The organism is Nonomuraea aridisoli (genome assembly GCF_003236395.1).
GTDB lineage: Bacteria > Actinomycetota > Actinomycetes > Streptosporangiales > Streptosporangiaceae > Nonomuraea > Nonomuraea aridisoli.
Map to the genome: position 1 here is coordinate 1 of NZ_POUD01000063.1, position 25,135 is coordinate 25,135.

At 71.7% G+C, this 25,135-nt stretch carries 21 protein-coding genes and 1 tRNA gene; 10 read left to right on the forward strand and 12 right to left on the reverse strand.

Features of this window, described 5'->3' with window-relative positions; genetic code table 11:
• Positions 1–247: 247 nt before the first annotated feature.
• Positions 248–799, forward strand: coding sequence for a GAP family protein (locus tag C1J01_RS17175; RefSeq protein ID WP_181448800.1), 552 nt, complete (start codon positions 248–250; stop codon positions 797–799).
• On the opposite strand, the gene tmk is transcribed toward C1J01_RS17175, so the two are convergent.
• The 4 genes from tmk to topA all read right to left on the reverse strand — a co-directional run bounded on the left by tmk (position 796) and on the right by topA (position 7,516).
• Positions 796–2,838 (reverse strand): dTMP kinase, encoded by a 2,043-nt coding sequence (gene tmk / locus C1J01_RS17180; protein WP_111179985.1) that lies wholly within the window; start codon positions 2,836–2,838, stop codon positions 796–798. The two genes, C1J01_RS17175 and tmk, sit on opposite strands and share 4 nt — an antisense overlap.
• A gap of 138 nt (positions 2,839–2,976) precedes the next feature.
• Positions 2,977–3,537 (reverse strand): helix-turn-helix transcriptional regulator, encoded by a 561-nt coding sequence (locus tag C1J01_RS17185; RefSeq protein ID WP_220039955.1) that lies wholly within the window; start codon positions 3,535–3,537, stop codon positions 2,977–2,979.
• 72 nt (positions 3,538–3,609) lie between these two features.
• Positions 3,610–4,818: a metallophosphoesterase gene (locus C1J01_RS17190; RefSeq protein ID WP_111179986.1), complete on the reverse strand. Its 1,209-nt coding sequence runs from the start codon at positions 4,816–4,818 to the stop codon at positions 3,610–3,612.
• A 13-nt stretch (positions 4,819–4,831) separates the two neighbouring features.
• Entirely contained in the window at positions 4,832–7,516 is a 2,685-nt protein-coding gene (gene topA / locus C1J01_RS17195; protein WP_111179987.1) for a type I DNA topoisomerase, read from the reverse strand.
• 189 nt (positions 7,517–7,705) lie between these two features.
• On the opposite strand from topA, the gene C1J01_RS17200 reads away from it, so the two are divergent.
• Positions 7,706–7,891 carry a DUF5703 family protein gene (locus tag C1J01_RS17200; RefSeq protein WP_090772450.1) on the forward strand — a complete coding sequence of 62 codons (186 nt, stop codon included), beginning with the start codon at positions 7,706–7,708 and terminating at the stop codon, positions 7,889–7,891.
• Between the two features lie 117 nt (positions 7,892–8,008).
• On the opposite strand, the gene C1J01_RS52165 is transcribed toward C1J01_RS17200, so the two are convergent.
• Together C1J01_RS52165 and C1J01_RS17210 are read right to left on the reverse strand one after the other, a co-directional pair.
• The gene (locus C1J01_RS52165; protein WP_111179988.1) at positions 8,009–9,976 is read right to left on the reverse strand and encodes a chaplin family protein; all 1,968 of its coding nucleotides are present in this window, start codon (positions 9,974–9,976) and stop codon (positions 8,009–8,011) included.
• Positions 9,977–10,249: 273 nt separating this feature from the next.
• Positions 10,250–10,780: a hypothetical protein gene (locus C1J01_RS17210; RefSeq protein ID WP_235854493.1), complete on the reverse strand. Its 531-nt coding sequence runs from the start codon at positions 10,778–10,780 to the stop codon at positions 10,250–10,252.
• Between the two features lie 386 nt (positions 10,781–11,166).
• Between C1J01_RS17210 and C1J01_RS17215 the strand changes: the two genes are divergently transcribed.
• Positions 11,167–11,252, forward strand: a tRNA-Leu gene (locus tag C1J01_RS17215).
• 126 nt (positions 11,253–11,378) lie between these two features.
• On the opposite strand, the gene C1J01_RS17220 is transcribed toward C1J01_RS17215, so the two are convergent.
• Positions 11,379–11,747, reverse strand: coding sequence for a condensation domain-containing protein (locus tag C1J01_RS17220; protein WP_181448801.1), 369 nt, complete (start codon positions 11,745–11,747; stop codon positions 11,379–11,381).
• 157 nt (positions 11,748–11,904) lie between these two features.
• On the opposite strand from C1J01_RS17220, the gene C1J01_RS17225 reads away from it, so the two are divergent.
• The 3 genes from C1J01_RS17225 to C1J01_RS17235 all read left to right on the forward strand — a co-directional run bounded on the left by C1J01_RS17225 (position 11,905) and on the right by C1J01_RS17235 (position 18,237).
• Positions 11,905–12,309, forward strand: coding sequence for an SMP-30/gluconolactonase/LRE family protein (locus tag C1J01_RS17225; RefSeq protein WP_111179990.1), 405 nt, complete (start codon positions 11,905–11,907; stop codon positions 12,307–12,309).
• 316 nt (positions 12,310–12,625) lie between these two features.
• The gene (locus tag C1J01_RS17230; RefSeq protein WP_111179991.1) at positions 12,626–15,658 is read left to right on the forward strand and encodes an ABC transporter permease; all 3,033 of its coding nucleotides are present in this window, start codon (positions 12,626–12,628) and stop codon (positions 15,656–15,658) included.
• A complete protein-coding gene (locus tag C1J01_RS17235; protein WP_111179992.1) occupies positions 15,655–18,237 on the forward strand; it encodes an FtsX-like permease family protein in 2,583 nt (860 codons plus the stop codon). Before C1J01_RS17230 ends, C1J01_RS17235 begins: the two co-directional genes overlap by 4 nt.
• A 70-nt stretch (positions 18,238–18,307) precedes the next feature.
• Here C1J01_RS17235 and C1J01_RS52170 read toward each other — a convergent pair whose 3' ends face one another.
• Positions 18,308–18,721 carry a sigma-70 family RNA polymerase sigma factor family protein gene (locus C1J01_RS52170; protein WP_235854496.1) on the reverse strand — a complete coding sequence of 138 codons (414 nt, stop codon included), beginning with the start codon at positions 18,719–18,721 and terminating at the stop codon, positions 18,308–18,310.
• Here C1J01_RS52170 and C1J01_RS17245 point away from each other — a divergent pair.
• The gene (locus tag C1J01_RS17245; protein ID WP_235854494.1) at positions 18,684–19,124 is read left to right on the forward strand and encodes an SDR family NAD(P)-dependent oxidoreductase; all 441 of its coding nucleotides are present in this window, start codon (positions 18,684–18,686) and stop codon (positions 19,122–19,124) included. The two genes, C1J01_RS52170 and C1J01_RS17245, sit on opposite strands and share 38 nt — an antisense overlap.
• Here C1J01_RS17245 and C1J01_RS17250 read toward each other — a convergent pair.
• Positions 19,121–20,020: a hypothetical protein gene (locus C1J01_RS17250; RefSeq protein WP_146615633.1), complete on the reverse strand. Its 900-nt coding sequence runs from the start codon at positions 20,018–20,020 to the stop codon at positions 19,121–19,123. The two genes, C1J01_RS17245 and C1J01_RS17250, sit on opposite strands and share 4 nt — an antisense overlap.
• Positions 20,021–20,081: 61 nt before the next feature.
• Here C1J01_RS17250 and C1J01_RS17255 point away from each other — a divergent pair, with 61 nt between their 5' ends.
• Positions 20,082–20,663 carry a TetR/AcrR family transcriptional regulator gene (locus tag C1J01_RS17255; protein ID WP_111179994.1) on the forward strand — a complete coding sequence of 194 codons (582 nt, stop codon included), beginning with the start codon at positions 20,082–20,084 and terminating at the stop codon, positions 20,661–20,663.
• 191 nt (positions 20,664–20,854) lie between these two features.
• Here the strand turns inward: C1J01_RS17255 and C1J01_RS17260 are convergent, their stop codons facing one another.
• Positions 20,855–21,733, reverse strand: a complete 879-nt coding sequence (locus tag C1J01_RS17260) for a helix-turn-helix transcriptional regulator (RefSeq protein ID WP_111179995.1) — start codon at positions 21,731–21,733, stop codon at positions 20,855–20,857.
• Positions 21,734–21,908: 175 nt separating this feature from the next.
• Between C1J01_RS17260 and C1J01_RS17265 the strand changes: the two genes are divergently transcribed.
• Both C1J01_RS17265 and C1J01_RS17270 read left to right on the forward strand, forming a co-directional pair.
• Positions 21,909–22,769, forward strand: coding sequence for an SDR family oxidoreductase (locus C1J01_RS17265; RefSeq protein ID WP_111179996.1), 861 nt, complete (start codon positions 21,909–21,911; stop codon positions 22,767–22,769).
• 291 nt (positions 22,770–23,060) lie between these two features.
• Positions 23,061–23,267, forward strand: coding sequence for a hypothetical protein (locus C1J01_RS17270; protein WP_111179997.1), 207 nt, complete (start codon positions 23,061–23,063; stop codon positions 23,265–23,267).
• Positions 23,268–23,279: 12 nt separating this feature from the next.
• On the opposite strand, the gene fxlM is transcribed toward C1J01_RS17270, so the two are convergent.
• The gene (gene fxlM, locus C1J01_RS17275) at positions 23,280–24,263 is read right to left on the reverse strand and encodes a methyltransferase, FxLD system (RefSeq protein WP_181448802.1); all 984 of its coding nucleotides are present in this window, start codon (positions 24,261–24,263) and stop codon (positions 23,280–23,282) included.
• 67 nt (positions 24,264–24,330) lie between these two features.
• Positions 24,331–25,005: a MarR family transcriptional regulator gene (locus C1J01_RS54120; protein WP_111179999.1), complete on the reverse strand. Its 675-nt coding sequence runs from the start codon at positions 25,003–25,005 to the stop codon at positions 24,331–24,333.
• Positions 25,006–25,135 lie beyond the last annotated feature (130 nt).

Here is a 25,135-nt window from a genome sequence, read left to right on the forward strand (position 1 = left end):
CGCGACGACCTCCCCGGCCGCCGCCGCGGCCCGCGACAGCACGGCCACCGCGTGGTCCTGCCCGACGAGGTCATCGAAAACCGTCACGAGCCAAGGCTAGCCGCCACCGAACCCCGCCACGTCCCGACCCAGAAGGGCCACGGGAACGCGGTCGATCCAGCCCTGAAGCCGGCGAGATCCACGACACTGCCAGGCGGCCCTGTCCGCCCGAGGGCCACGGAGGTGGCGGTGTTCTACTTCGGCGTGGGTGTGCTGCTCACGCCGGGCGCCGACGCCGCGTTGGTCGCGGTACGCGAGGCCGTCGCCGCCATCCCACCGTTCCCCCCTCAAAATCGGACAGGTCATCGCGGGCCTCGCGACCATCGTGTTGAGCTACTGGCTGGAGGCCGGAGCCCGGCGGCAGGAGGGCAGACCACCGGGCAGGGTGCAGCGGTGGCGGGCCAGGGCGATGTCGGGCAGCGGCAGCGCGGGCGCGCTGACGAGCCTGGCGGTGCTGGCCGCGTTGGTGGAGGTGGCCACGATGCTGCCCTATCTGGCCGCCGTGGGCTTGATCGCCGGCGCCGACCTGACCTGGCCGGTCGCCGGGGCCACGCTGGCCGGATACTGCCTGGTGATGACGCTCCCGGCGATCGTGCTGACCGTCGCCCGCCTGACCGCCCACCGCGCGGTGGAGCCGCTGCTGCGACGGATCAACGACTGGCTGACCAGGAACACCGCCCGGCTGCTCGGCTGGACGGTGGGCGGCATCGGCATCGTCCTGGCCCTCAACGCGGTGGCCAGGCTGCTGCTCGAAGGCTAGTCGCGGATGGCGGGCATCGTGCCCGTGGCGTCTTCCGACTCGTGGGGGACGGGGTCGGGCAGGATCTCGCGGACGCGGTCCTGGATCGCGCGGGTGATGGCGTCCTGCGGCTGGGTGCCGTCGACCACGAGGTAGCGCTCGGGAGCCTTCGCCGCCAACGCCCGGAACTCCTTGCGCACCCGCTCGTGGAACTCCAGCGGCTCGGACTCGATCCGGTCGGCCGCCCCGCCGAGCCGGGTCAGCCCCACCTCGGGCGGCGTGTCGATGAGCACGGTCAGGTGCGGCACCAGGCCGCCGGTCGCCCAGGCGTTGACCTTGGACACGTCTTCGGGGTCGAGCGCCCGCCCCGCGCCCTGGTAGGCCAGCGAGGAGTCGACGTAGCGGTCGGTGACCACGACGGAGCCCCGGTAGAGGGCCGGCCGGATCACCTTCTCGACGTGCTCGGCGCGGTCGGCGGCGTACAGCAGGGCCTCGGCGCGCGCCGACAGCCCCCGCTCGGCCGCGTCGAGCAGGATGGCCCGCAGCCGCATACCGATCTTGGTGGAGCCCGGCTCGCGCGTCTGGACGACGTCGTAGCCCTGGTCGCGCAGCCAGATCGCGATGAGGCGGGACTGGGTGGTCTTGCCCGACCCCTCGCCGCCCTCGAACGCCACGAACAGCCCGGGCACATGCTCGGGCGCCTCGGTGGAGAAGCGCTCGCCGCGCACCGCCGCGATCAGGTCGGCGGCCAGCGGAACGCCCTTGCGGTCGTCCATGTGGCGCAGCGCGAGCACGCCGACGCCCACCGCGAGCGCCCCGCCGACGACCAGCACCAGGTTGGTGCCGTCGAAGCGGTAGGTCAGCTGGCCGAACGCCAGCTCGTGCACGCCGAACAGGGCCGCCAGCGGGTTGGCCACGGCGACCACCAGCAGCAGCGTCACCCGCGCCGTGGACTGCAGGAAAGCGAACGTACGGCCGCGCAGCGCGTCTTCGACCTCCAGCCCGATCAGCGTGTAGCCGATGATCCAGGCGATGCCCGCGCACGCCCCCAGCACCACGGTCAGCATGACCACGATCACCAGGTTGTGCACGAGCGCGATCGCGACGAGCACGAGCCCGGCCACGGTGATGGCCAGGCCGAACAGCCGGCGCCGCGACAGCCCGCTCAGCAGCCGCAGCCCGAAGAACATGCCGAGCGCCATGCCGACGAAGACCGCCGCGAACACCACGCCGTACGCCGCGTCGCCACCGCCCAGCGCCGCCACGTAGATCTTGGCCACACCCACCACGGCGCCGCCGGCCGCGAACGCGCCCAGCATGCCGATGACGAGCCCGCGCACCAGCCGGTTGCCGCCCACGAACCGCCAGCCCTCGAACACCTGCTTGAGCACCGAGGGCGTGGAGATCGCGCCGTCGCGCCGCGGGATGTCGCGCAGGGTGAAGATCAGCACGGCCGAGACGAGATAGGCGCAGGCGTTGACGACCAGCGCCACGCTGGTCGCGTCGCGGCCGTCGAAGAACGGCACCAGCCCCGCGACCAGGTCGCCCGCCACCGACAGCGCGGCGAACAGCATGGCCGCGACCGGCGCGGTGCCGTACGTGACCAGGAGGTTGAGCTGGTTGGCCGACTCGAGCTGCCCCTTCGGCACCAGGTTGGGCACCGTCGCGTCCTTGGCCGGGACCCAGAACAGGTTGACGCACTCGACCAGGATCGTCGCGATGATGACCCACTGGTAGCTGTTGACGAACGGGATCGACAACACCACCGCGAACCTGGCGACGTCGGCCGTGACCATCGTCAGCCGCCGGTCGAACCGGTCGGCGAACACCCCGGCGAGCGGCCCGAGCAGCACGGCGGGCAACATCTTGGCGACGAACACGCCGCCGACCGCCAGCGACTGCACACGGTAGTCACCCGCGGTGAGGTTGCCCGCCAGGGCGGTCAGGGCCAGCAAGTTGAGCCAGTCACCCAGACTGCACACCGACATGGCCGTCCACAGCCGTCGGAACGGCGCATTGGCCAGCACATGTGTCGGGCGGCTACGGCCAGGGGCAGTCATGATTTCAGCGTATCCAGGTGGGGAGCAGAGACGGGCAGACTAGCGAGGAGCCGGATATTCCCGGTTGCTCGGGGCTGAGGGTATTACGGGACCGGCCACGGGCGCAGGTCACACACCTGGAATAGGCGCACAAAAACATCATCGATTCATAACTCCGGCCTCATCCCGCGCCTCTTCCACCAATGGCCTCCAGGCGGCGCGAATCTCCTCCGGCAGCGCGAGCTCGTCCCACAACTCGACGAGCAGTACGCCGTCGACGTGAGCGAGCAACTCCTCCGGGCCGCCCTCGCACAGCAGCGCGGTGTAGGCCGCCCGCCGCCGGTCGCGGTCGGCCAGGTCGTAGGACCGGCCGCCGATCCGCGCGACGCCGAGCGCCACCGCCACCGGCAGCCGCCGCAACCGGCTCGGCACGTGGAACGCGCGCCCGTCGCGGGTCTCCAGGGTCGCGCACTCGACCTTGGCCTCCAGCGCCAGCCGGAACCCGGCCGCGTCGAGGATGCGCCCCGCCGTCTCGAGCGTCGGCGACTTCCTGCCGTGCTCGTACGCCGACAGCGTCGTGCGGGACGTGCCGCTCACGCTGGCCAGGACCTTCTGGTTGAGGCTCGCCGCCCGCCTGGCCTGCCGGAGCAGCAGCCCGCCGCGTCTGGCCCACGGCGCGATGTCCTGCCGCAGCGCCTTCTCCATGGGCGAGGAGACCATGCCACCTCCCTGTGAGTATCCGAACGGATACTACGCCAGGATGGCGATGCGTGACTACTCCATTACCAAAAGTCAGCTACCCAATTCCAGCATGGTGATCTCGGGCGGCGCGCCCACGCGTACGGGCGGCCCCCAGAACCCGGCGCCCCTGGTGACGTACACCTGGGTGCCGCCGAACCGCGCGAGCCCCGACACCACCGGCTGCTGCAACCCCACGACCAGGTTGAACGGCGCCAGCTGACCGCCGTGGGTGTGGCCGGACAACTGCAGGTCGACCCCGTGGCGGGCGGCCTCGGAGACCTGGATCGGCTGATGGGCCAGCAGCACCGACGAGCGGCGGGTGTCGCGCCCGCCGAGCGCCTTGGCGAAGTCGGGCGGATCGCCCACGGAGGCGCCGCCGACGTCGTTGACCCCGGCCAGGTCGAGCACGGCGCCCTGGTGCCTGATCTCCACACGCTCGTTCCGCAGCGAGCGTACGCCGAGCTCGCCCAGCTCCTCGATCCACTCGCCGGGGCCCTCGGGCGCGAAGTACTCGTGGTTGCCGGTCACGAAGAAGGCGCCGTACCGCGACTCCAGGTGCCGCAGCGGCCTGGCCAGCGGCCCCAGCCTCGCCACCGAGCCGTCGACCAGGTCGCCGACGATCGCCACCACGTCGGCCTCCAGGCCGTTGATCATGCGGACGATGCGCTCGGTGTGGCCGATGCCCGTGAGCGGCCCCAGGTGGACGTCGCTCACCACGGCGAAGCGCAGACCGCTCAGCCGCGGGTCGAGCCTCGGCAGCCGGACCCTGACCCGCTCGATCACGGGGTCGCCCAGCGCGCTCGACAGGCCGTACCCGACCGTGCCCAGCGCCCCAACCCCAGCCACGACCGCGACGGTGCGGGCGAGGAAGAGCCGCCGATCAGGAAGGCCCTGCTCCGGCGCAGGCGCCTCGGGTTGCTCCGGCGCGGGCCCGGTGAGGGCCGGCACCGCGACGGGCGCCGACCGGCGCGACCGGAGGCGAAGGAACGCCGCCGCCACCGCCCGCGGGATCTCCAGCGTGATGAGGATCACGGCCAGGTAGAACATCACCGCGACCCAGAGGTAGCCCGCCCAGGCGACCCAGCTCTCCAGCCCCATCCGGGTGCCCACGAACGTCGCCACGAGCGTGGCGAACAGCAGCACGAGGCAGAGGGTCAGCGCCCTGCGCAGGCGCCCCGGCCCGGTGGTCTGCCGCACCAGCCGCCACCACAGGTAGGCGTGCGCGAGCAGGCCACCGCCCAGGAAGATCAGGACGAACACATCTTGATGCTACTTACGATTTCGTGGCCGGCTTCTTCGCCGTCGCCTTTTTCGCCGGAGCCTTGCGCGCCGTCGTCTTCTTCGGCGCGGGAGCGCGCTCGCGGCGCTCGGCCAGCAGCTCGGCCGCCCGCTCGATGGTGATGTCCTCCACCGTGTCGCCCTTGCGCAACGAAGCGTTGGTCTCACCGTCGGTGACGTACGGGCCGAACCGCCCTTCCTTGACCACCACGGGCTTCTGCGAGGCCGGGTCGTTGCCCAGCTCGCGCAGCGGCGCCGCCGCGGCGGCGCGCCGGCCGCGCTGCTTGGGCTGCGCGAACAACTCCTTCGCCTGCTCGATGGTGACCGTCAGCAGCTCCTCCTCGGAGCCCAGCGAACGGGAGTCGGTGCCCTTCTTCAGGTACGGGCCGAACTTCCCGTTGTGCGCCACCACCTCCTCGCCCTCCAGCTCACCCACGACCCTGGGGATCGACAGCAGCTTGAGCGCGTCGTCGAGCGTGATGGTGTCGAGCGACATCGTCTTGAACAGCGAGCTCGTACGCGGCTTCGGCGCGTCCGCCTTCTTCGTGCGCCGCTTCGGCGTCTCCTCGGCCGACGGCTCGGGCAGGACCTCCGTCACATAAGGCCCGAACCTGCCGTCCTTGGCCACGATCATGTGGCCGGTCACCGGGTCGTGCCCCAGCTCCCGATCGCCCGTCGGCCGCGAGAACAGCTCCTCGGCCTTCTCCGCCGTCAGCTCGTCGGGCGTCATGTCCTCGGGCACGTTGATCCGGGCGCCGTCCCGGTCGAGGTAGGGGCCGTAACGCCCGACCCGCAGCACGATGTCGCTGCCCCTGATCGGGAAGGAGCTGATCTCCTTGGCGTCGATGTCGCCGAGGTCGGTGACCATCTCCTTGAGACCCTCGTCACCGTCGGAGCCGTAGTAGAACCGCCGCAGCTCCGGCAGCCGCTCGGCCCGGTCGTTGGCGATGTCGTCGAGCACCTTCTCCATCTCGGCGGTGAAGGCGTAGTCGACCAGCTCGCCGAAATGTTGCTCCAGCAGGTTGACCACGGCGAACGCCAGGAACGACGGCACCAGCGCCGTGCCCTTCTTGAACACGTAGCCGCGGTCGAGGATCGTGCCGATGATCGAGGCGTACGTCGAAGGACGCCCGATCTCGCGGTCTTCCAGCTCCTTGACCAGCGACGCCTCGGTGTAGCGCGCGGGCGGCTTGGTGGAGTGGCCGGCCACGTCGAGCCGGGTCACGCTGAGCGCGTCGCCCTCGGCCAGGTTGGGCAGCCGCTTCTCGGCGTCGTCGCGGTCGCTCGACGGGTCGTCGGCCCCCTCGACGTACGCCTTCAGGAAGCCGTAGAACGTGATCGTCCGGCCGGACGCGCTGAACTCGACGTCCTCGCCGCCCGTCGACCGGCCGCCGACCTTCACCGAGATCGACTCGCCGACCGCGTCCTTCATCTGGGACGACACCGTACGCTGCCAGATCAGCTCGTACAGGCGGAACATGTCGCCAGAAAGGCCGGTCTCGCCCGGCGTGCGGAACTCCTCGCCCGACGGCCGGATCGCCTCGTGCGCCTCCTGCGCGCTCTTGACCTTGCTGGAGTAGACGCGCGGCTTGTCGGGCACGTACGCGGCGCCGTACAGCTTGATGGCCTGCGAGCGCGCGGCCGCCACCGCCGTCTCCGACAGCGTGATGCTGTCGGTACGCATGTAGGTGATGAAGCCGTTCTCGTAGAGGCGCTGGGCGACCTGCATCGTGTACTTCGCGGAGAACCCCAGCTTCCTGCTGGCCTCCTGCTGCAACGTGGTCGTCCGGAACGGCGCGTACGGCTTACGGGTGTACGGCTTGCGCTCGACGGACCTGACCGCGAACGACACGCCCTGCAACCGGCCGGCCAGCTCCCCGGCGGCGGCCTCCGACAGGTGGAGCACGTCGGCGTTCTTCAGCTGCCCGGTGCTGGCGAAGTCGCGGCCCTGCGCCACCCGCCGGCCGTCGACGCCGGTCAGCGTGGCGGTGAAGTCGCGCGGCCGCTCCTCGGCCTTGCCCGTGTCGAACAGCGCCTGCAGGTCCCAGTAATGGGCCGGGGTGAACGCCATGCGATCGCGCTCGCGCTCCACCACCAGCCGCGTCGCCACCGACTGCACCCGGCCGGCCGACAGCCCCCGCTTGACCTTCTTCCACAGCACGGGGCTGACCTCGTAGCCGTAGAGGCGGTCGAGGATGCGCCGGGTCTCCTGGGCGTCAACGAGGCGGAGGTTGAGGTCGCGCGGGTTGGACACGGCGTCCCTGATCGCCTGCGGGGTGATCTCGTGGAACACCATGCGGTGGACCGGGACCTTGGGCTTGAGCACCTCGCGCAGGTGCCAGGCGATCGCCTCGCCCTCGCGGTCCTCGTCAGTGGCCAGATAGAGCTCGTCGGCGTCCTTCAGCAGCTGCCGCAGCTTGGCGACCTGCGACTTCTTGTCGGGGTTGACGACGTACAGCGGCTCGAACTCGTGCTCGACGTTGACACCCAGGCGAGCCCACGGGAACTCCTTGAACTTCTCCGGGATGTCATCGGCCTTCTCCGGTAGGTCGCGGATGTGACCGATGCTCGATTCGACGATGTAGCCGCGCCCGAGGTACCCCGCGATCGTCTTCGCCTTGGCGGGCGACTCGACGATCACCAGGCGTGTTCCGCCGGCGCTGCCGTTGTTGGCTGGCACGCTGCTTCCTACCTCGCTGTTCGCTTGCAAATCCCCCTGCCGGGAGTCGGCACAGACTGAAAGGTAACCCGACTCGCGGATTTTTCCTTCCCCCGGGCTACCCACTAGCTTCCGGGTCCACCCACAAGCACGCAGAATAAGGCCCATCGAGCGGCATGGCGCCCTGACTCACCCTGGAGACTAATCGTTGTGCTCGACTACTCCTACATGGATATCTTCATTCCGCGCGATCTCACTCGCGAAGCAGCACGTCAGCTGCTGACCGAACACGCAGAGTACGGTCAGTGGGAGCTCGCGCGCGTACGCGTCCACCCCGACGGGAGCCGTCACGTGCGACTGCGACGCAAGGTCATGCGGGTGCGCCGCACGCTTTGAGCGCGCACATGGCTTTGCCCGCCCCGGGCCGCGCCCCCGGAACGGGCAATGCGTTCACAGCTGCCCGCTCACAGGCTGTGAGCGGACGTCATACGGTGTTTCGTCGTTTCTGATCCCTTACTTGCGGCCGAGCCGGAACCGGCGGGCCGTCGCGAACAGCGTCGCGGAGGCGGCCAGCATCGCACCGGCCACGAGCGCGAGTAGGGAGCCGGAGTTCATCCCGGTCACGCCGGCGGGCTGCTCGGCGCTCATCAGCCCCAGGTCGCCGACCGGCAGGGTGCGGGCGGTGGAGGTCACCACGCCGCCGGCGGGGGTGGAGGCCAGCAGACGGGTGGCGGGCTCGAGCGCCGAGACGGCGGCCGCGCCCTTCGACTCGGCCGGGGCCGCGTGGCGGTGCTTCTTCGGCTTGGCGGGCGCCGCCTTCTTCGGCAGCTCCGGCTGCTGCGGCATCATCGGCTGGCTGGGCATCCCGGGCAGGCCGGGGAGCGCGGGCAGGCCGAGCGTCTGGGAGACGTCGCCGACGACGGGCAGCTGCGCGACGCCGACCGGCAGGTCGTCGCCCTGCAGTCCGGCGACTGGCACGAGCCCGCCCTTGGCGTCGGCCACCTTGGCGTTCGAACGAACGAAACGGGTGGACGGGGCGTGGTGGCCGCCGTAACCGGCCTTCCCCACGTTCGCCCCGCCGAGGCAGCCGGCGGCGGCGTCGCCCAGGACGGCCGCGGCGTTGCCGCAGACGTTGACGGGCGCGGTGATCGGCGCGACCAGCTGGTTGCCGCTCAGCACACCCCCGGCCCCGGACGTACGGTTGCCGCCCGCGCCGACGCCGGACTGCTTGACCGTGGCGCCGCCCGTGCAGCCGGCGTTGGCCCTGCCGAGCACGGCGGCGGCGTTGCCGCACACGTTGATCGGCGCGGTGATCGGGGCGACGATCTGGTTGCCGCTCAGCACCCCGCCGGCGCCGGACGTGCGGTTGCCGCCCGCGCCGCCGCTGCCGGACTGCTTGACGGTGGCCCCGCCCTTGCAGCCGGCGAACGCGCGGCCGACCAGGGCCACCGCGTTGCCGCACACGTTGATGGGCGCGGTGATCGGGGCGACGATCTGGTTGCCGCTCAGCACGCCCCCGGCGCCCGAGGTGCGGTTGCCGCCCGCACCGCCGGAGCCGCTCCGGTGGACGGTGGCGCCGCCCGTGCAGCCGGCGATCGCGTTGCCCACGGAGTTGCCGCAGGCCTCGATCGGCAGGCTGATCGGGGCGATGACCTGGTTGCCGCTGCCGACGCCGAAGCGCCCGTCGGTGTCGTTGCCGGCCGAGCGCGGGGCCTTGTGGCGGGCGTGGTAGTGGTGCCGGTGGCCGCCGTCGTCGACCTTCGAGCCGCCGGTGCAGCCCGCGAACGCGCGCCCGACCAGGGCCACCGCGTTGCCGCAGACGTTGATGGGCGCGGTGATCGGCGCCACCACCTGGTTGCCGCCGAGGACGCTGCCCCGACCCGACGTACGGTTGCCGCCCGAGCCGCCGCTGCCGGACTGCTTCACCGTCGCGCCGCCCTTGCAGCCCGCGGTCGCGTCGCCGAAGATCGCCACGGAGTTGCCGCAGGCGTTCAGCGGGGCGGTGATCGGCGCGGTGATCTGGTTGCCGCCGAGGATGCTGCCGTCGCCGGACGTACGGTTGCCGCCCGAGCCGCCGCTCTTGCCCTGGTGGCGCACGCCGGCGCCGCCCGTGCAGCCGGCGTCGGCCTTGCCGATCAGCGAGATGGCGTTGCCGCAGGCGTTGACGGGGATGCTGATCGGCGCGTCGACCTGGTTGCCGCCGAGGATGCTGCCATTGCCGGACGTGCGGTTGGAGCCGCTGGAACCGCCCGGGTTGACGACTTCGGCGCCGCCCTTCGAGGACGCCTCGGACGAGCCGATCGCGGCGATGGAGTTGCCGCTGATGTCGATCGGCAGCGAGATCGGCAGGTTGACCTGGTTGCCGCCGCCGATGGACCCGTCACCCGAGGTGTCGGCCAGCGCCGTGCTGTTGCCGCCGAACGACATGACGGCCACGGCGAGCAGAGCCGCCGGGGTGGAAGCCTTCGCCCACGTACGCATGATGGATGCTCCTAGTGGTTCTGGGGGGATACCTGAACGGTTCGCGGGCAGCCCGAGGCCGTGCGAGGTTTCACGCACAGCGGAGACCTCGGATTCGCGAACGAGTTGAACTGACGTGTTCACCCGCGGGCGGAGGGAAATTCAGGCCACGCTCCGCCGCTTTGCATTTCGGGAAAGGGACCGCCGACTTTCACGCGTTCGCGGGACCGTTTCGCGGTGCCGTGAAGCGCGTTCTGTGACGTGAAGCACGCCGGGCGGTGCCTGTGACGGGAATCAGTCAGGTGAGAAAGAAGGGTCGTCCGCCGCTGTGCGGACGACGGGGGGAAGCAGGCGCGTCAGTGGAGCGCGCCCGGCCTGCAGCCGCGGGTCGTACTCCGACCGCGCGACGTCCCCGGAGACGGGCCCGAACGGGCCGCTGCCACCACCGTTGGGCACCAGACCATCGGTGTCCAGGATCTTTCCGGCGGTGGATCGTGCCGGCAGGCCAGGATCCCGCTGGCTGTTGAGGCCGTCGACCGTGCGACCGGCCATGGCCTCGGCGTTGTCCGACGCCGTGAGGACGTCGGTCACGGAGAGGTCTGAGGTCTGCCCTCCCCCGGCGGTGGCCGTGGCCGTCGCCGCGGAGGCGTCCGCGGCCGCCGGAGCGGCGCCGAGCATGCCGAACAGGACGGTGAGCAGCCAGCCGGCGACCACCAGGGCCCCGGCCGTGACCGCTCGCAGGAACACGTGACGGGCACCGGCCGCGAACCGCGCCATCCGGCTCGCCCGATCGGTGTCCGCGTCCTGGGCCGGGGTCGTCGTCACACGCAGGCTGCATCCGGCGAGGGCGATGGCCCCCGTCTGATGAACCGCCGTGCGCGTCACGTGACCTCCACTCCAGAACCGGCCTCACGTCGTGAGGCCGGTCCATGGACTCACCCCTCAACGGTCCGTAACCGTAGCAGCACCCAACGTCGCCGCAAGGGCTTTTCACCTGAGTCCCAGAAATTCACCAACACCTCTGCCCCCAAAGCGCCCACAACCGCCCACGGACCCTCTGCTCCGCCCCATGAGCGCCCCATCACGGGCCCCGCGCTCCGCCATCTCGAGCCGCTCCTGAGACGACGTGGATTCTTGGTATGACGCACCCCGCAGAGTTTGCTAACCTTACTGAGCCGACGCGGGATGACGGTCTCGCGTGCAGGCACCAAGTCCGGGTGGCGGAATAGGCAGACGCGCTAGCTTGAGGTGCTAGTGCCCAGTGATGGGCATGGGGGTTCAAGTCCCCCCTCGGACACACACCTTCGTACATGATCGCCTGAGCTCAGCTCGGGCGATCATTGCGTTTCTGGCCCGTTCAAAGGTCAGGCGCACAGTCCGAGTGGGCTGATCTGGATCCTCAGGTCCTCGACCTCACCGTTCGTCAGATACGTCCATGAGGTGACCTGGCATCGCCCGAAGCGCAGGATGTCATCGTCCGGCAAAATGCTGACTTCCGGGCCGAGCAGCCGCTCTGCGCGAGCTTGGAATCGCGGTAGAGGTCACCGTACCGGTACCGCTCGTGCGCCAGAAGCCCACGCGTGCGCGCCGATGCCTGACGTGCGAGTTCACACACGCTCATATCCGCCCGCAGGCTCAGCCGCAGCGGCAGATCATTGGCCATCATCGCCCCGCCGGCCACCGCGCAGCCCCTGCGCCCTCGCACGACCAGGCCCAACACGACCTCCGGCGCGCCCACCACCCGGTGCACGTACCACCCCGCCGCGCCGATGAGCAGCGCGGGCAGGGCCACACCCGACGCTCTGGCCAAGAGCCGGAACGCGGTTCTCTAGGCCGCGGACATCCGGGGCTCGATCTGGAAGATCAAGCCCGGCCGGCACGAGGTCACCACCCCATGGTTCAAGCACAGGTTGCTGGAACCCACAGGTGAGACGTACGCGGGAGCACCCATGCCCGGCGCCAACGGCATCGAGCTGTGGCGCGGTGCCATGTACGTCTCGAACACCGCGCAGGACTCCATCGTCCGCATCCCCGTCCGTGACGGACAGCCCGGCACCCCCAAGGTCGCCCACGACGACCTGGAGACGGTCGACGACTTCGCGTTGGACGGCAAGGGCAACGTGTATGCCGCACTCAACACCGTGGACCGCGTAGTGCGTGTGTCGCCTTCGGGGAAGACGACCACGCTGCTGACGCACGACACTGGTCTCGGGATGCAGAACCCCACGGCCGTCGCATTCGGCGAAAGCCGCCGCGGTCGCACCCAGATGTATGTCAACAGTTCGGCCTTCGCATCGAGCACTCCGAAGCCCGCCCTGCTGGCAGTCGAACTTCCGGGTCACGCGTTCCGCTGATCCGCGTGACGAAGCGGTCTGGGCATGTCTTCCGCCGCGATCTCCTTGTTCAGGCGCGTCCGCTTCCTGGTACCGCGATTCCCAGGAACGCTCGACACCGTCTTCGAGGCCCAGCTCGCCGCCTTCGGCGGGCAGAGCCCCCCGGCTCGCCACCCGCTACCGGGACGGCTGAACCGCCGACCCGCACAGGGCGGCTGTACGTGTCCGTTCCCCTGCGCCGTTCTGGTCGATCACATGCGCGTATCAGGTGCGTGATCGGTCTTGCCCTCGGTTGTACCGGGACTCGAAGGTCTAAGCATCGGCGAAGGGGAGGACGATGCGGGGGCCGCTGGTCGTCAAGCGGGCGCTCGGTGAGCCGTTGCTCCTGCTGGCCGCGTTCGGCTCGATCCTGCTGACGACGACCACGCTGGTGGCGTTGACGATGTACGCCTCCTCCATCGCCGGCGCGGGTGTGCGCAGGGCGATGGAGACGGCCTCGTACCGCCAGACGACCACCACGGTCAGCGCCCAGGTCGACGCCGAGACCTTCCCGCGGTACGACCGGATGGTGCGTGACGAGCTCGCCGCGGCCTACGGAGCGCCGCCGGCCGTCACCACCAGCCTGCGCTCCGACTCGTACGTCGTGCCGGGGCAGGACGGCGAGGAGCTGCCCGAGCTGCTGCGATTCGGCAGCCACGACGGGCTCGACCGGCACGCCCGGCTGGTCGCGGGCAGGTGGCCGCGGACCGGCGGGCAGGCCGTCGAGGCGGCGATCTCGGAGCCGGCGGCAGCGGCGACCGGGTTCGAGCCCGGCGGGGAGTTCGTCACGAAGGCGCGAAGCGACGGGCGCCCGGTCCAGGTCCGCGTCGTCGGCGTCTTCCGGCTCGACGACCCCGTGGGTGAGCGCTGGGCCGGTGAGGAACTGCTGAGCAGGGGCGTGGAGCGCGGCGAGTACACCACGTACGGGCCTCTGATGGTGACGCAGGAGACGTTCGTCGCGCGCTTCGCCACCGGCGTGCGGGCCGTCTGGGCGGCGGAGCCGGATCTCGGCGCGCTGACGCCCGAGCGGCTGCGCCCGCTGGCCGAGGCCGTCGGCCGGGTGGGCGAGCGGCTGCCGGCGGCCGGCTGCGTGAGCTGCCTGACCGTCGGCGCGCTGCCCGAGCTGCTCGTCCAGCTCGACACCGCGTCCCTGGTGGCCCGTTCCATGGTGCTGATCCCGGTGCTGCAACTGCTGCTGCTGGCCGCGTACGCGCTGATGCTCACCGCGCGGCTGCTGGCCGACCACCGCCGCATGGAGGTGGCGTTGCTGCGCTCGCGGGGCGCGGGCACGGCGCGGCTGGCGGCGCTGGCGGGTGGCGAGGCGCTGCTCGTGGCGGTCCCGTGCGCGATCGTGGCGCCGTTCCTCGGGCCGCCGCTGCTCGCGCTGATCAGTTTGCTGCCCTGGATCAGGGCCTCGGGGGTGCGGCCGGCGCCGCAGGCGGATCTGGGCGCCTTCCTCGTGTCGTTCGGGGCGGCGCTGGCCGCGGCCGTGCTGCTGGCGCTGCCGGCCGTGGCGGGCGCGCGGCGCACGTACGTGGAGGAGCAGTCGGCGCTCGGCCGCGGCGGCCGGCGTGGGCTGATCCAGGGGGCGGGCGCGGACCTGGCGCTGCTGGTCGTGGCCGGGCTGGCGATCTGGCAACTCCAGCGGTACGGCGCCCCGGTGACCGCGACGGCGACCGGCGGGCTCGGCATCGACCCGCTGATCGTCTCCGGCCCGGCCCTGGCCCTGCTCGCGGGCGGCCTGCTCGGACTGCGCCTGGTGCCGCGCGTGTCGCGGCTGGCCGAGCGGCTGACCTCGCGCCGGCCCACCCTCGCCCTCGCGTTGGGCGCCTGGCAGGTCAGCAGGCGGCCGCTCAAGTACGCCGGTCCCGCGCTGCTGCTGACGCTGGCGATCGCGATCGGCGTCGTCTCCATGGCCACCACCGCCACCTGGCAGGCCTCGCAACGCGACCAGGCCGATCACCGGGCGGCGGCCGATCTGCGTCTGTCGGGGCCGTCCGAGGGGCCCGAGCTGGGGGCGCTCGGCCGTGGCACGGCGTTCACGACGCTGCCCGGCGTCACCGCCGCCTCCCCCGCCTTCCGGGCGCCGACCGCGGTGGGCGGCGAGAGCGCGCTGCTGCTCGCCTTGGACGCGGGCAGGCTCGGCGAGCTGTTCCGCCTGCGCCCCGACCTGTCGGCGCGGACGGTCGCGCAGTTGTCCGCGGCCCTCGCCGGAGATCGAACGGGCCGGCTGGAGCTGCCCGGACGGCCGCGCGCCCTCACCGTGCGGGTCGAGTCACGCGCCGCCGCGCCGGCCCGGCTGGTGTTGTCCGACGCGCTGGGCGTGTGGCGCGACCTGCCGCTCGGCGACCTGCGGGAGGGCGGCAACCGGATCGAGCTCGACCTGACACCGCTGGCCGGACGCGCCGGCACGATCACCTACCCACTGTCGGTACGCGGCCTGGTGGCGGGCGAGCAGGCCGGCCTGAGGCTGACCGGGCTGAGCGCGGACGGCCGGAACGTGCAGGTGGCCGGGGCCGTCGCTCACCCACGGGGTGTGATCGCCTTCGGGCCGTCGCGGGAGCCCGGGCCGCTGCCCGTGGTCCTCACTTCCGGCCTGGCCGCCACGCTCAAGCTGGACGCCGGGCAGAGCGGGTCCGTCCGCCTCGCCGGCCGGGTCGTGCGGGTCGCGGTCGCCGGCATCGTGACGAGCATGCCCACGAGCGCCCCGGACGAGCAGGCCGTGCTCGCCGACTGGGAGACGCTGCAGGCGTACGAGCTGGCCGCGGCGCAGCCGTCCCGGCCCGCCACCGAATGGTGGCTCGCCGCCGCCGACACCGCGCCCGCGCGGGAGACCCTCCGGCGCAACCCCCAATGGGACGTGACCGCGGTCGACCGGCGGGAGCTGGCGGCCAAGCTGCGCGACGATCCGCCGGCCGGTGCGCTGCAGGGCGCGCTGACCCTGGGGTTCGCCGCGGCGCTGGGGTTCGCGGTGCTCGGGTTCCTGGTGAACGCCGTGGTCGCGGCAGGGGAGCGGCGGGCCGAGTTCGCCGTGCTGCGGGCGCTGGGCACCGGCCCCCGCCAGGTGCTCGGGATGCTGGCCACGGAGCAGGCGTTCGTCATCGGGCCGTCGCTCGCGGCCGGCACCGGGCTCGCCGTGGTCGTCGGGAACCTGGTGGTCCCGCGCGTCGTCCTGACCGGGCAGGCGTCGGCGGTCACGCCCGGCGTGCTGTTCCACGTTCCGTGGGCGGACGTCGCCACGATGCTGGCCCTGGTGACGGCGGTGCTGGTCGCGATCGTCGCCGGGCTGGCGCGGCGCGGGTGGCGGGGACGGACCTTGGAGGAGCGGTGAGAATCCCCCTGGGCCTCCGGGCGCACGCGGGCACGTCGGCACTGCTCGTCGTGCTGACGGCGGTCGCCTGCCTGCTCGTCTCCGGGTTGCCCAGGACGATGCAGGCGTCGTTCGACGAGGCGCTGAGCCGGTCGCTGGCCGCGGCCCCCGCGCTGCGGACCGACCTGACCGTCACCGGGACGCCGGCCCTGCCCGCCGGGGAGCTGCACTCACGCGCGGAGTTCGAGGGCCGCGACCTCGGCTGGCGTCGACTCATTCCTGCGGCGCTGCGGACCCTGATCGGGCCCGGCGGCCACATCAGCGCCAAGACCTACCGCACGCCCGTCAACGAGACGAGCGACATCCGTGCCTTCGTCAACCTCGGCTGGCTGTCCGACGCCGGCCGGCGCGTGGAGTGGGTGGGGGGCCGCGCGCCGGGCAGGCCGTCCACCATGCGGTACCTCGGTACGACGATCCCGGTCATCGAGGTGGGCGTCGTGGAGGAGGCCGTGGCCCGGATGGGGCTGCGGGTCGGCCAGACCAGGATGCTCGGCGAGAGCGTGCACACCGCCGCGAAGATCGTCGGCGTCTTCCGGGCCAAGGACCCGGCCGACCGCTCCTGGAGCCACGACGCCGATGTCCTGCACGTCACCAGGGTCGTGCCGATGGACGGGCCGGAGGAGTTCCACACGACGACGCTGATGTCCGACGACGGGCTGAGCGCGCTGACCAGCAAGGCCAGTGGCCTGGCCTACCGCTGGGTCCTCCCCCTCGACGGGCGGGCCGCGAGCGCCCTGGACGTGCCGGCCGTCCAAGCCGCGGTCGCCGAGTTCCAGCGGCAGGTGGACGTCCAGGGGACGGGCACCACCAGCTACCGTCTGGTCACCGGACTGCCCCAGCTGCTCACCGGCTTCCTGGGCGCGCTGTCCGCCGCGCAGACCGTGATGTACCTGGTGCTCGGCGGCCTGTTCGCGGTCGCGCTCGGCGTGATCGCGCTGGGCGTACGGCTGCTGACCGACCGGATGGCGCGCACGATGGCCCTGGCGCGGGCGCGCGGCGCCTCGCTGTGGCAGGTGGCGGCGGCCGGGGCCACGCTGACCGCGCTCACGGTGGGGCCCGCGGCCCTGGCCGGGTACGCCCTGTCGTTCCTCCTGCCGGGGCCCGTGCCGCCGATCGTGCACCTCGGGCCGGCGGTCGTGCTCGTCACCGCCGTGGCCTTCGCCGTCGCACGCCTGATGCTCGCGCATCGCACACCGCTGCAGGAGCGCCGTGCCGACCTGGTCACCGCCCGGCCGTCCGCGCGGCGGGTGACAGTGGAGGCGCTGGTCGTCGTGCTCGCGCTGGTGGGGGCGTACCTGCTGAGGGCCCGGGGGCCGTCCGGCACCGCGCAGCAGGATCCGTTCCTGCTGCTGATCCCGGTCGCGCTGACGCTCGCGGCCGGGCTGATCACCTTGCGGTGCTACCCGTACCCGCTGCGGCTGCTCGTGCGGCTGACCGCGCGAGGGCGGGCGGCGCTGCCGTTCCTGGGGCTGACCAGGGCGGCCAGGAAGCGGTCCGCGGGCGCGCTGCCGGTGCTGATCCTGTTGCCCGCACTGAGCCTGTCGGTGTTCGCCGCGGTGGTCCACGACGGGATCACCACCACGCAACGGCTCGCGTCCTGGCAGCAGGTGGGCGCGCCGATCAAGCTGACGTCGGTCGAGAACATCCCGCCCGACGCCATCGAGCGGGTACGCCGGGCCCCGGGGGTCGAGCAGGTGGCGCTCGCGCTGACGGGCCGGATGCAGATCACGGCCACCGGGGAGCGGCCGTACGCCGTCGCCGTGGACCTCGCGCAGTGGCGGCGGGTCAACGAGGACGCGCCCATCAGCCTGCCCACGCTGTCCGGGGACACGTCCGCGCTGCTCTCGCCCGCCCTGGGCGGCCGTGACGCCTTCGACGTCATGTGGCTGTCGCCGGTACGGCTGACCACCCAGGGCGTGATCGACGCGGTGCCCGGTTTCTACGCCAGCGGGCAGTTCGTTCTCGTGCCGTGGGAGGTGCTGCCCTGGCCCGCGGCCAACACCTTGCTGATCAAGGGTGACATCTCGCCCGTGGAGCTGGCGCGGCTGGTGCCGTCGGCCACCGTGGCGACGCAGGAGGCGGCGCTCGCGGCCATCCAGGACGACCCGCTCACCGGGACGGTCCGCACGACAATGGTCGTGGTGACGGTGGCGCTGGGTGCGTACGCGCTGGTGGCCATCGTCCTGTCGCTGGTCGTCGGGGCGGCCGGGCGGGCCAGGGCGGTGTCGCTCCTGCGGACGCTCGGGCTGTCCGACCGGCAGGCCCGGCGGCTGACCCTGCTGGAGTCGCTGCCCGTCGTCCTCGTCACGACGCCGGTGGGCCTGGCCCTGGGGCTGGCCCTGCCTGCCGCGCTCGGGCCGGGCGTGGACATGTCGGCATTCGCCGGTGGCCTGCCCGTCGCCGATCACCCGCCGGGCCTGCTGACGCCCGTGGCGCTGGCGGCCGGGCTGGGGCTGTGCGCCGTGCTCGGGGCGTACGTGCACACCGCCATGAGCCGCCGCCGCAACCTGGACGCCGCCCTCCGCGTGGGCGACCCCTGACCCGGCCACCCCCTGCCGATCAGCGGCATCGTCCGGGCCAGGAGGCCGCCGCGGGATCGCGCACCGATCTTCAACGGAGGGTGAGCGGGGTCTCGCAGGTGATGCGGGTCAGCTTCCGCGGGTTGCGGACGTAGTAGAGGCCGGTGATCCGGGTGTCCTCGACCCGGATCGCCACGACGCCATCGGTCTCGCCCTCGACCCGGACGAGGAGCGCCGGGTTGCCGTTGACCGTGGTGAGGTCACCGGTGAGGGCGACTCGGGCCTTGCCGAGGCCGCCGACGATGAAGCGGGCCACCTTCTCCGCGCCGGTGATCGGCCGCGGCGCGGCCTGCTTGACGCCGCCGCCGTCGCTGATCAGGACGACCTCAGGGGCGAGCACGTCGAGCAGGCCCTGCAGGTCCCTGGTTTCGAGCGCGAGCCGGAACGACTCCTCGGCGGCCGGGATCATCGCCGTACCGCTCGGCGGCGCGTACCACGCCTCCAAGTGGGCCCTCGAGGGCTTGAACGAAGCCCTCGCCGGCGAGGTCGCCGACTTCGGCGTCAAGGTGACCATCATCGAGCCCGGCGGCTTCGCCACCAGGAACGGCAAGAACCCGGATCCGCTCGCCAACGGCCACATGGCCCCGATGAACCCGGCCTACGACGGGCTCCGCCGACGCCTCGGCGCGGCCGCCGGGAAGCAGCCCGCCGGCGACCCGGCCGCCGCGGCCCGGGCACTCCTCAAGATCGTCGACTCGGAGGACCCGCCCCTGCGGGTGCTCTTCGGCCAGGGTTTCCACCCGATGATTGAGCAGGCCTACGCCGACCGCCTCAAGACCTGGGCCGACTGGCAGGACCTGTCGGCGGAGGCCCACGGCGATCTCGGCCAACGCCACCAGAACCCCTAGAGCGGTGCGGGTCTGGCGGCTCGCAGCAGGGCGATCGAGTACGCCAGGCCCGCCGCCGCCGACACCACGGCGGCGATCAGGAGCGGGACGCGGACGACGCCGTCGTGGCTGAGTGCGACGAAGGTCGGCCCTGACAGGGTGGCCACGCCGCAACCGGTCCAGGTCGCGCCGACCGCCCAGCCGGGGTGCCGGGCGACGAAGCCGCGCGCGAGCGGGGTGACGTACCCGATCATGACGAGCAGGCCCGTGATGACCAGCACCGTCCGCTGGGCCGGGCTCTCGAATCCGGTCGGGCCACCGGCCTCGGTGCCCGCGACGGCCCAGACCGGCAGGGCCAGGCCGTATCCGAGCAGCGGGACCGCGCAGATCGCGGAGATCGCCGGCCGGGTCGGTCGCGGGCCGGCGGCGAAGATGTGCCGCCAGCGGTCCATGGCGTGCAGCAGCACCAGGACGGCCAGGCAACAGCCGAGCACCCCGAAACCGCCGTAGATGATGGCGAACACCCCGCCGCCCAGCCCGTCACCGCTGCCCACCGGGGCGTCCGTGCCGGTGACCAGCTGGACCAGCAGCCCGGCCGGGAGGCCGAGCACGATCGGGGCCAGCAACCCGGTGGCTCCCCAGGCGGGAACCAGCAGCAGCCAGGCCGGCAACCGGTGGCTGACCGGCCGCGCCAGCACCACCGCGAGCACGATCGCGAGCAGGTCCATCACGAGGGTGAGGTAGTTGCCGATCACGTGGCGGGCGTCGTTCATCGTGGCCGCGCCCTCGGCGCTGGTGATGCCGATCGTCGACCCGGACAACCAGGCCAGTTTGAAGATCAGGTACGGCAGGCAGGACACGACCGCGACGATCACCACGGTCGTGCGTAAGACCCGGCTCCGGCTCGTCGAGTTCATGATCATCCTCTCAATTAGAGAACGGTCTCTAGAACAAGAGTAGCGACTAAGCTCGTGGACGATGCCCAGGAGTCCGTCGTTCACCCACGATCAGATCCTCGATGCGGCCAGGGACGCGGCCTTCGAGCACTGGCGGTCGGCCACCGTCGGCCACGTCACCGCGCTGCTGGGCGCTCCCTCGGGGTCGATCTACCACCGCTTCGCCTCACGCGACGTGCTCTTCGGGTCGGCGTGGATCCGCTCGATCAAGGCGTTCCAGGCCGGGCTGACGCGGGCCGCCGAGACCGACGACCCGATCGAGGCGATCGTGCGAACGGCGCTGTGGATCCCCGAGTTCTGCCGTCGCCATCCGCGTGACGCCCGCATGATGACGGTCTTCCGGTACGCCGACCTGGTCGCCACGGGGCCGCCCCAACTGCAGGAGGAGCTCCGCCACCTGAACGACCCGGTCGCGGATCACCTGCGGCGGCTGACCGAGGGACGCTACGGCCGGGTCACCCGGCACGGGATGGAGGTGGTGGCGCTGGCATGCCGCGATTCGCCGTACGGCATCGTCCGGCCGATGATCGGCGAGCCCATCCCGGCCTGGATCGACGACGCCGTCCGCGTGACCAGCACCGCTCTGGCCCAGCTGGACGACTGAGTGGTGGCGCCGCGAGCGATCCGGGCGATCTCCTCAGGCGAACGTGAACGACGAGGTCAGGGGATCACCGCCCTGTCCCCCCTGGCCAGGCTGACGCACCGGGCGGACGGTACGACCCCCACCGCCGCGGTATCTGGTCAGGCACAAAGTCGCCGTCCGGTGGTGGAGCGTGCGTTCGCGGTGAGGTGCCGTCACTGCTCCTGGGCGAGGCCGGGCTGGTGGTCGGTGGTGGGCATCGACCAGCTGGCGAGGAGGTCCAGGGCACGCTTCGAGGGAGAGCCGGCTTCGGCGGTGTAGACGAAGAGCGTCGTGTCGGGGTCTCCGGGCGGAGTGAGGGTCTCGTACTCGACGGTCAGTTCGCCGACGATCGGGTGGCGCAGGCGTTTGGAGCCGTGGGTGCGCTGGTGGACGCGGTGCTGCTCCCACCAGTCGGCGAACTCCTTGCTGTGTTCGCGCAGCTCGGCGATGAGGGCGGCGGTGGCCTGGTCGTCCGGGTCGCGGCCGGCGTCGAGTCGCAGGCTCTCGACCGCTTCCCGCGCGTGCACCTCCCAGTCGACGAAGAGTGATCGGGCCTCGTCGTCGAGGAACATCCATCGCGCGTAGTTGCGGTGGCGGGGCGGCATGCGTTCGAAGTCGGCGAACAGCGCCCTCGCCAGCCGGTTGGCGGCGAGCACGTCCGTGCGGCGGCCGAGGACGAGCGCGGGCTCGCCGTCGAGGGCGTCGAGGAGCTGGTAGAGCCCGGGGCGTACGCGCTGGACGCCACGGGTCCGTCGCCGGACGGGCGCCGCGGTCATGCCGATGAGGTCCCGCAGATGCGCGCGTCCCGCGTCGTCGAGCCCGAGGGCACGGCCGATGGACTCCACGACGGCCGGTGAGGGCAGGATGCGCCGGCCCTGCTCTAGGCGGGCGTAGTAGTCGGTCGAGACGCCGGCCAGCAGGGCGACCTCCTCGCGGCGCAGGCCGGGGACCCGTCGTACGCGGCCGTCGGGCGGCAGGCCGGCCCGTGACGGGTCGACCTGGCTCCGAGCGCGTCTCAGGAAGTCAGCGAGTTCACGGTTGCTCTCGGCCATGAGTCCAGTGTCGCCGATGGGCTCCGTTCCTGACTGGTCCTCTGCGTCCTAGGTTGCGCGGTCTAGGTTGCGCAGGGCGCGTTATGGCCCTCCACAGCGGCTTTCTCCGGCCGATGCTGGTGATGTGCCGGCCGGGGAGCCGGCGCCACCAGCGACATACGAAGGCAGGATGACCATGAGCTTCCCCACAGAGCGACCGGCGGTCTGGTTCGTCACCGGCACCTCCCGCGGCCTGGGCCTGGAACTCGTCAAGCAACTGCTGGAGCGCGGCGAGCACGTCGCCGCGACGACGCGTTCGTCCGAGCGGCTGCTCGCCGCACTCGGTGACGGAGTGGACACGACGGGCCTCCTCCCGCTCACCGTCGACCTGCGCGACGAGGCGTCGGTCGAGCGGGCCGTCCGCGAGACCACCAAGCGCTTCGGCGGCCTGGACGTCGTCGTCAACAACGCGGGCTACGGCTACCTGGCCGCGGTGGAGGAGACCAGCGACCGCGACGTCCGCGACATGCTCGACGTCCAGGTCGTGGGCGTGTGGAACGTGCTGCGTGCCGCCCTGCCCGTTCTCCGCGAGCAGCACGGCGGCCACATCGTCAACGTGTCCTCGATCCTGGGCCTGACCGCCGTCCCGGGCTGGGGTCTCTACTGCGCCGGCAAGTTCGCGCTGGAAGGGCTGAGCGAGGCCCTCGCCGCCGAGGTGGCGGACTTCGGCATCAAGGTCACCATCGTCGAGCCGGGCTACTTCCGCACCGAGTTCCTCACCGAGGACTCGATCGCCCTGCCCGCCGAGACGACCCCGCACTACCCGGCGATCCGCCAGATGGTCGTCGACCACCTCAAGCTCCAGGGGCACCAGCTCGGCGACCCGGAGAAGGGCGCGGCCGCGATCATCGATCAGGTCCGCGCCGGGAAGGGCCCGCTGCGGCAGCTGCTCGGCTCGGACGCCCACGCGTACGCGACGGCCAAGGTCGAGGCCCTGCGGGCGAACCTCGACGCCACCGCGCTCACCGCGCCGTCCACCGACTTCCCGTCCGCCTGAACCCCCTGCGACAGCACCGTCACAGCAGTTTGCCGGGGGTGAGCGGCGGGGACGTCCGTCCAGATCACATCGATCTCCGGCACGTCCCGGCTTTCCGGTCAACAAGGGCGCGCTCCGTCGCGGCTGCAAGGGTGCTGGGAAGGCTTTGCTTCTTGCAGGGACACTGCGTAGACCAGCCCCGCTACCGTGAGAAGCGTTTCGTGCGCCGTACCGGCGCTTCCCGGAAGGCAACATCGACCGTCGCAATCAACTCGCATCTTCCACGGTTTCATCACCTCACGGAGGATTTCGATGTTCGAACGCCCGCTCGTAGCCGCCGCTGTGATCGCATCCGCATTCGCCGGCTCGTTCTGGGTCGCCGCGCCGTCCGCCGGCGCCCAGGCGATCACCGCACCGGCCCAGGATCCCGTGCCAGTCCCGCCCGTCCCGGAAGCACCGGACGACCCGTACGACGTTCCGCCGCCCGGCGAACGCCACGACCGCCGAGACCGGCGCTGACACCGTCTGAGCTCAGGGGGACTTTCCCCCTGAGCTCAACCCAAGGTCCAGTCCATCACCAGCCGGGTGTGACGTTTGGGGAAGACCCGGCCTACGGCGGGGTCTCCACCACGGCGTCCGCCGGGTGCAGGCGTCGTCGTGGGTCGCGAGCCACAGGTGCAGGGTGTCGAAGGGCTCGTCGGGGCGGGCGACGATGCCGGTCCACAGCTCGCTCGGCTCGGCGGTCAGCGCCTCGTCGAGTGCGGCGGTGTCGAGGGCGGGCCCGCCGTCGAGGGTGAGCGTCACCGCGCCGCCGGCCAGTGCGGCCACCTGCTCGTGGTGCGCTCCCGCGCCCTGAATCGGTACGAACCCGCACACCGTCGGGTCCAGCCCGACGAACCGATCGTCGTCCCGGACGAAGGTGATCGACCTGGTGATCCCGCAGAACCGCAACGGGACGACCATCCGCCCGCCCGGGGCCGGCAGGTGTCCCCACGGGCAGTCCCAGGCGCCGACGGTGACCAGGACGGCGTCGTAGGAGCCGTCGCGGATGTGCTCGGCGTCTCCGAGGACGACCTTGACGTGTGAGTAGCCGGTTCCGGCGAGGAAGCGGGTCGCTCGCTCGGTGACGAACGGGTCGATGTCCACGGTGACCACCTGACCCTCGGGGCCGACGATCTCGGCGATGAGCGCCGCGTTGTAGCCGCCGCTGCCGATCTCCAGCACCCGTGCCCCACGCGTGAGCCCGGCGGCTTCGAGCATCACGGCCTGCAGCCAGGGCGCGCTCACCGAACTGGTCGCCCTGCCGTCGGCGCCGCGCCTGGTGATGACGACGTCGTTCACGGAGTAGGCGGCGGCGAGGGACGGCGCCTCAGGGGCGAACCTCTCGCGCGGGACCTTCGCGAACGCCTCCGCGACCTCGGGAGAGCGGATCGCGCCCTGTTCTCTCAGTCGGGCGACCATGTCGGCCCTCAGACGATCGGCGGGCTCCGTCGATGACTCGGTGTCGATGGCCACTCGCTCACTGTAGTCCGGCATGAGCGAGCGGAACCGTCAGGCAGATGTTCCTCACCCCGTGGGCGGGTCAGGACAAGAGGTTGCGCCAGCGTTCGGCGGACTCGAGGGTGTCGGTGCTGATGCGCTCCAGGAACGCCCCTCCCTTGGCCAGGCGGCGGCCCACGGGCGTGTCGAGGCCGCACTTCTTCGCCGCCTCCTTCGCGGCCGCCGCGACTTCGAGCGACTGGCGGCAGCTGGTCAGCATCGAGTGGTACCAGGTGTCGTCGTCGACCACGTAGATGTCGCGGCGGCGCTGCGGGTCGCGCTCGCGTCTGATGAGCCCCTGCTGGATCAGGGAGCCCACGGCCACGGAGACGGAAGCCGGGCTGACCTTCAGCCTGCGCGTCAGCTCGGCCGCGGTGCGCCTGCCGTCCTCGGACGTCCACAGCTCGACGAGTACGCGCGCCGTCATCCTCGGCAGGCCCATCCGGACCGCCATCCCGATGATTTCGTCTTCCGTCTCGCCGTCCGGCGGGCCGGCCGCGCGCACGGGAGCCGGCGTGCCGCGCCGCGCCCGCCGTTCGGTCGCGCGGTGCGCCTGCTCGGGGCGGTAGCCGCCGGGGCCGCCGTTGCGGGCGATCTCCCGGCTGATCGTCGAGGTCGGCCGGTCGAGCCGCCTGGCGATCTCGGCATAGGAGAGCCCCTCGGTGAGGCCGGCGGCGATGCGATGACGGTCCTGCTGGGTCAACCTTCCACCTGGCATGACGCCAGTATTGCCTTTGACACCAGCCATTGCAACGTCGCATTGCGTTCGAGTTCATCGTCATTGCATCAATTTCCGGGCTTTTACCTGTAGTTATGCCCTCAAGGAGATTGACGATTATTCGAACGCA

What these genes read in the sequence shown, in the direction of transcription:
- C1J01_RS17270 (WP_111179997.1), top strand. Translation starts at nt 23,061, where the DNA reads ATGTTCGAACGCCCGCTCGTAGCCGCCGCTGTGATCGCATCCGCATTC.
- C1J01_RS17185 (WP_220039955.1), bottom strand. Translation starts at nt 3,537, where the DNA reads ATGGTCTCCTCGCCCATGGAGAAGGCGCTGCGGCAGGACATCGCGCCG.
- C1J01_RS17250 (WP_146615633.1), bottom strand. Translation starts at nt 20,020, where the DNA reads ATGAACTCGACGAGCCGGAGCCGGGTCTTACGCACGACCGTGGTGATC.
- C1J01_RS17230 (WP_111179991.1), top strand. Translation starts at nt 12,626, where the DNA reads ATGCGGGGGCCGCTGGTCGTCAAGCGGGCGCTCGGTGAGCCGTTGCTC.
- C1J01_RS52165 (WP_111179988.1), bottom strand. Translation starts at nt 9,976, where the DNA reads ATGCGTACGTGGGCGAAGGCTTCCACCCCGGCGGCTCTGCTCGCCGTG.
- C1J01_RS54120 (WP_111179999.1), bottom strand. Translation starts at nt 25,005, where the DNA reads ATGCCAGGTGGAAGGTTGACCCAGCAGGACCGTCATCGCATCGCCGCC.
- tmk (WP_111179985.1), bottom strand. Translation starts at nt 2,838, where the DNA reads ATGACTGCCCCTGGCCGTAGCCGCCCGACACATGTGCTGGCCAATGCG.
- C1J01_RS17255 (WP_111179994.1), top strand. Translation starts at nt 20,082, where the DNA reads ATGCCCAGGAGTCCGTCGTTCACCCACGATCAGATCCTCGATGCGGCC.
- C1J01_RS17260 (WP_111179995.1), bottom strand. Translation starts at nt 21,733, where the DNA reads ATGGCCGAGAGCAACCGTGAACTCGCTGACTTCCTGAGACGCGCTCGG.
- C1J01_RS17265 (WP_111179996.1), top strand. Translation starts at nt 21,909, where the DNA reads ATGAGCTTCCCCACAGAGCGACCGGCGGTCTGGTTCGTCACCGGCACC.
- C1J01_RS17225 (WP_111179990.1), top strand. Translation starts at nt 11,905, where the DNA reads ATGCCCGGCGCCAACGGCATCGAGCTGTGGCGCGGTGCCATGTACGTC.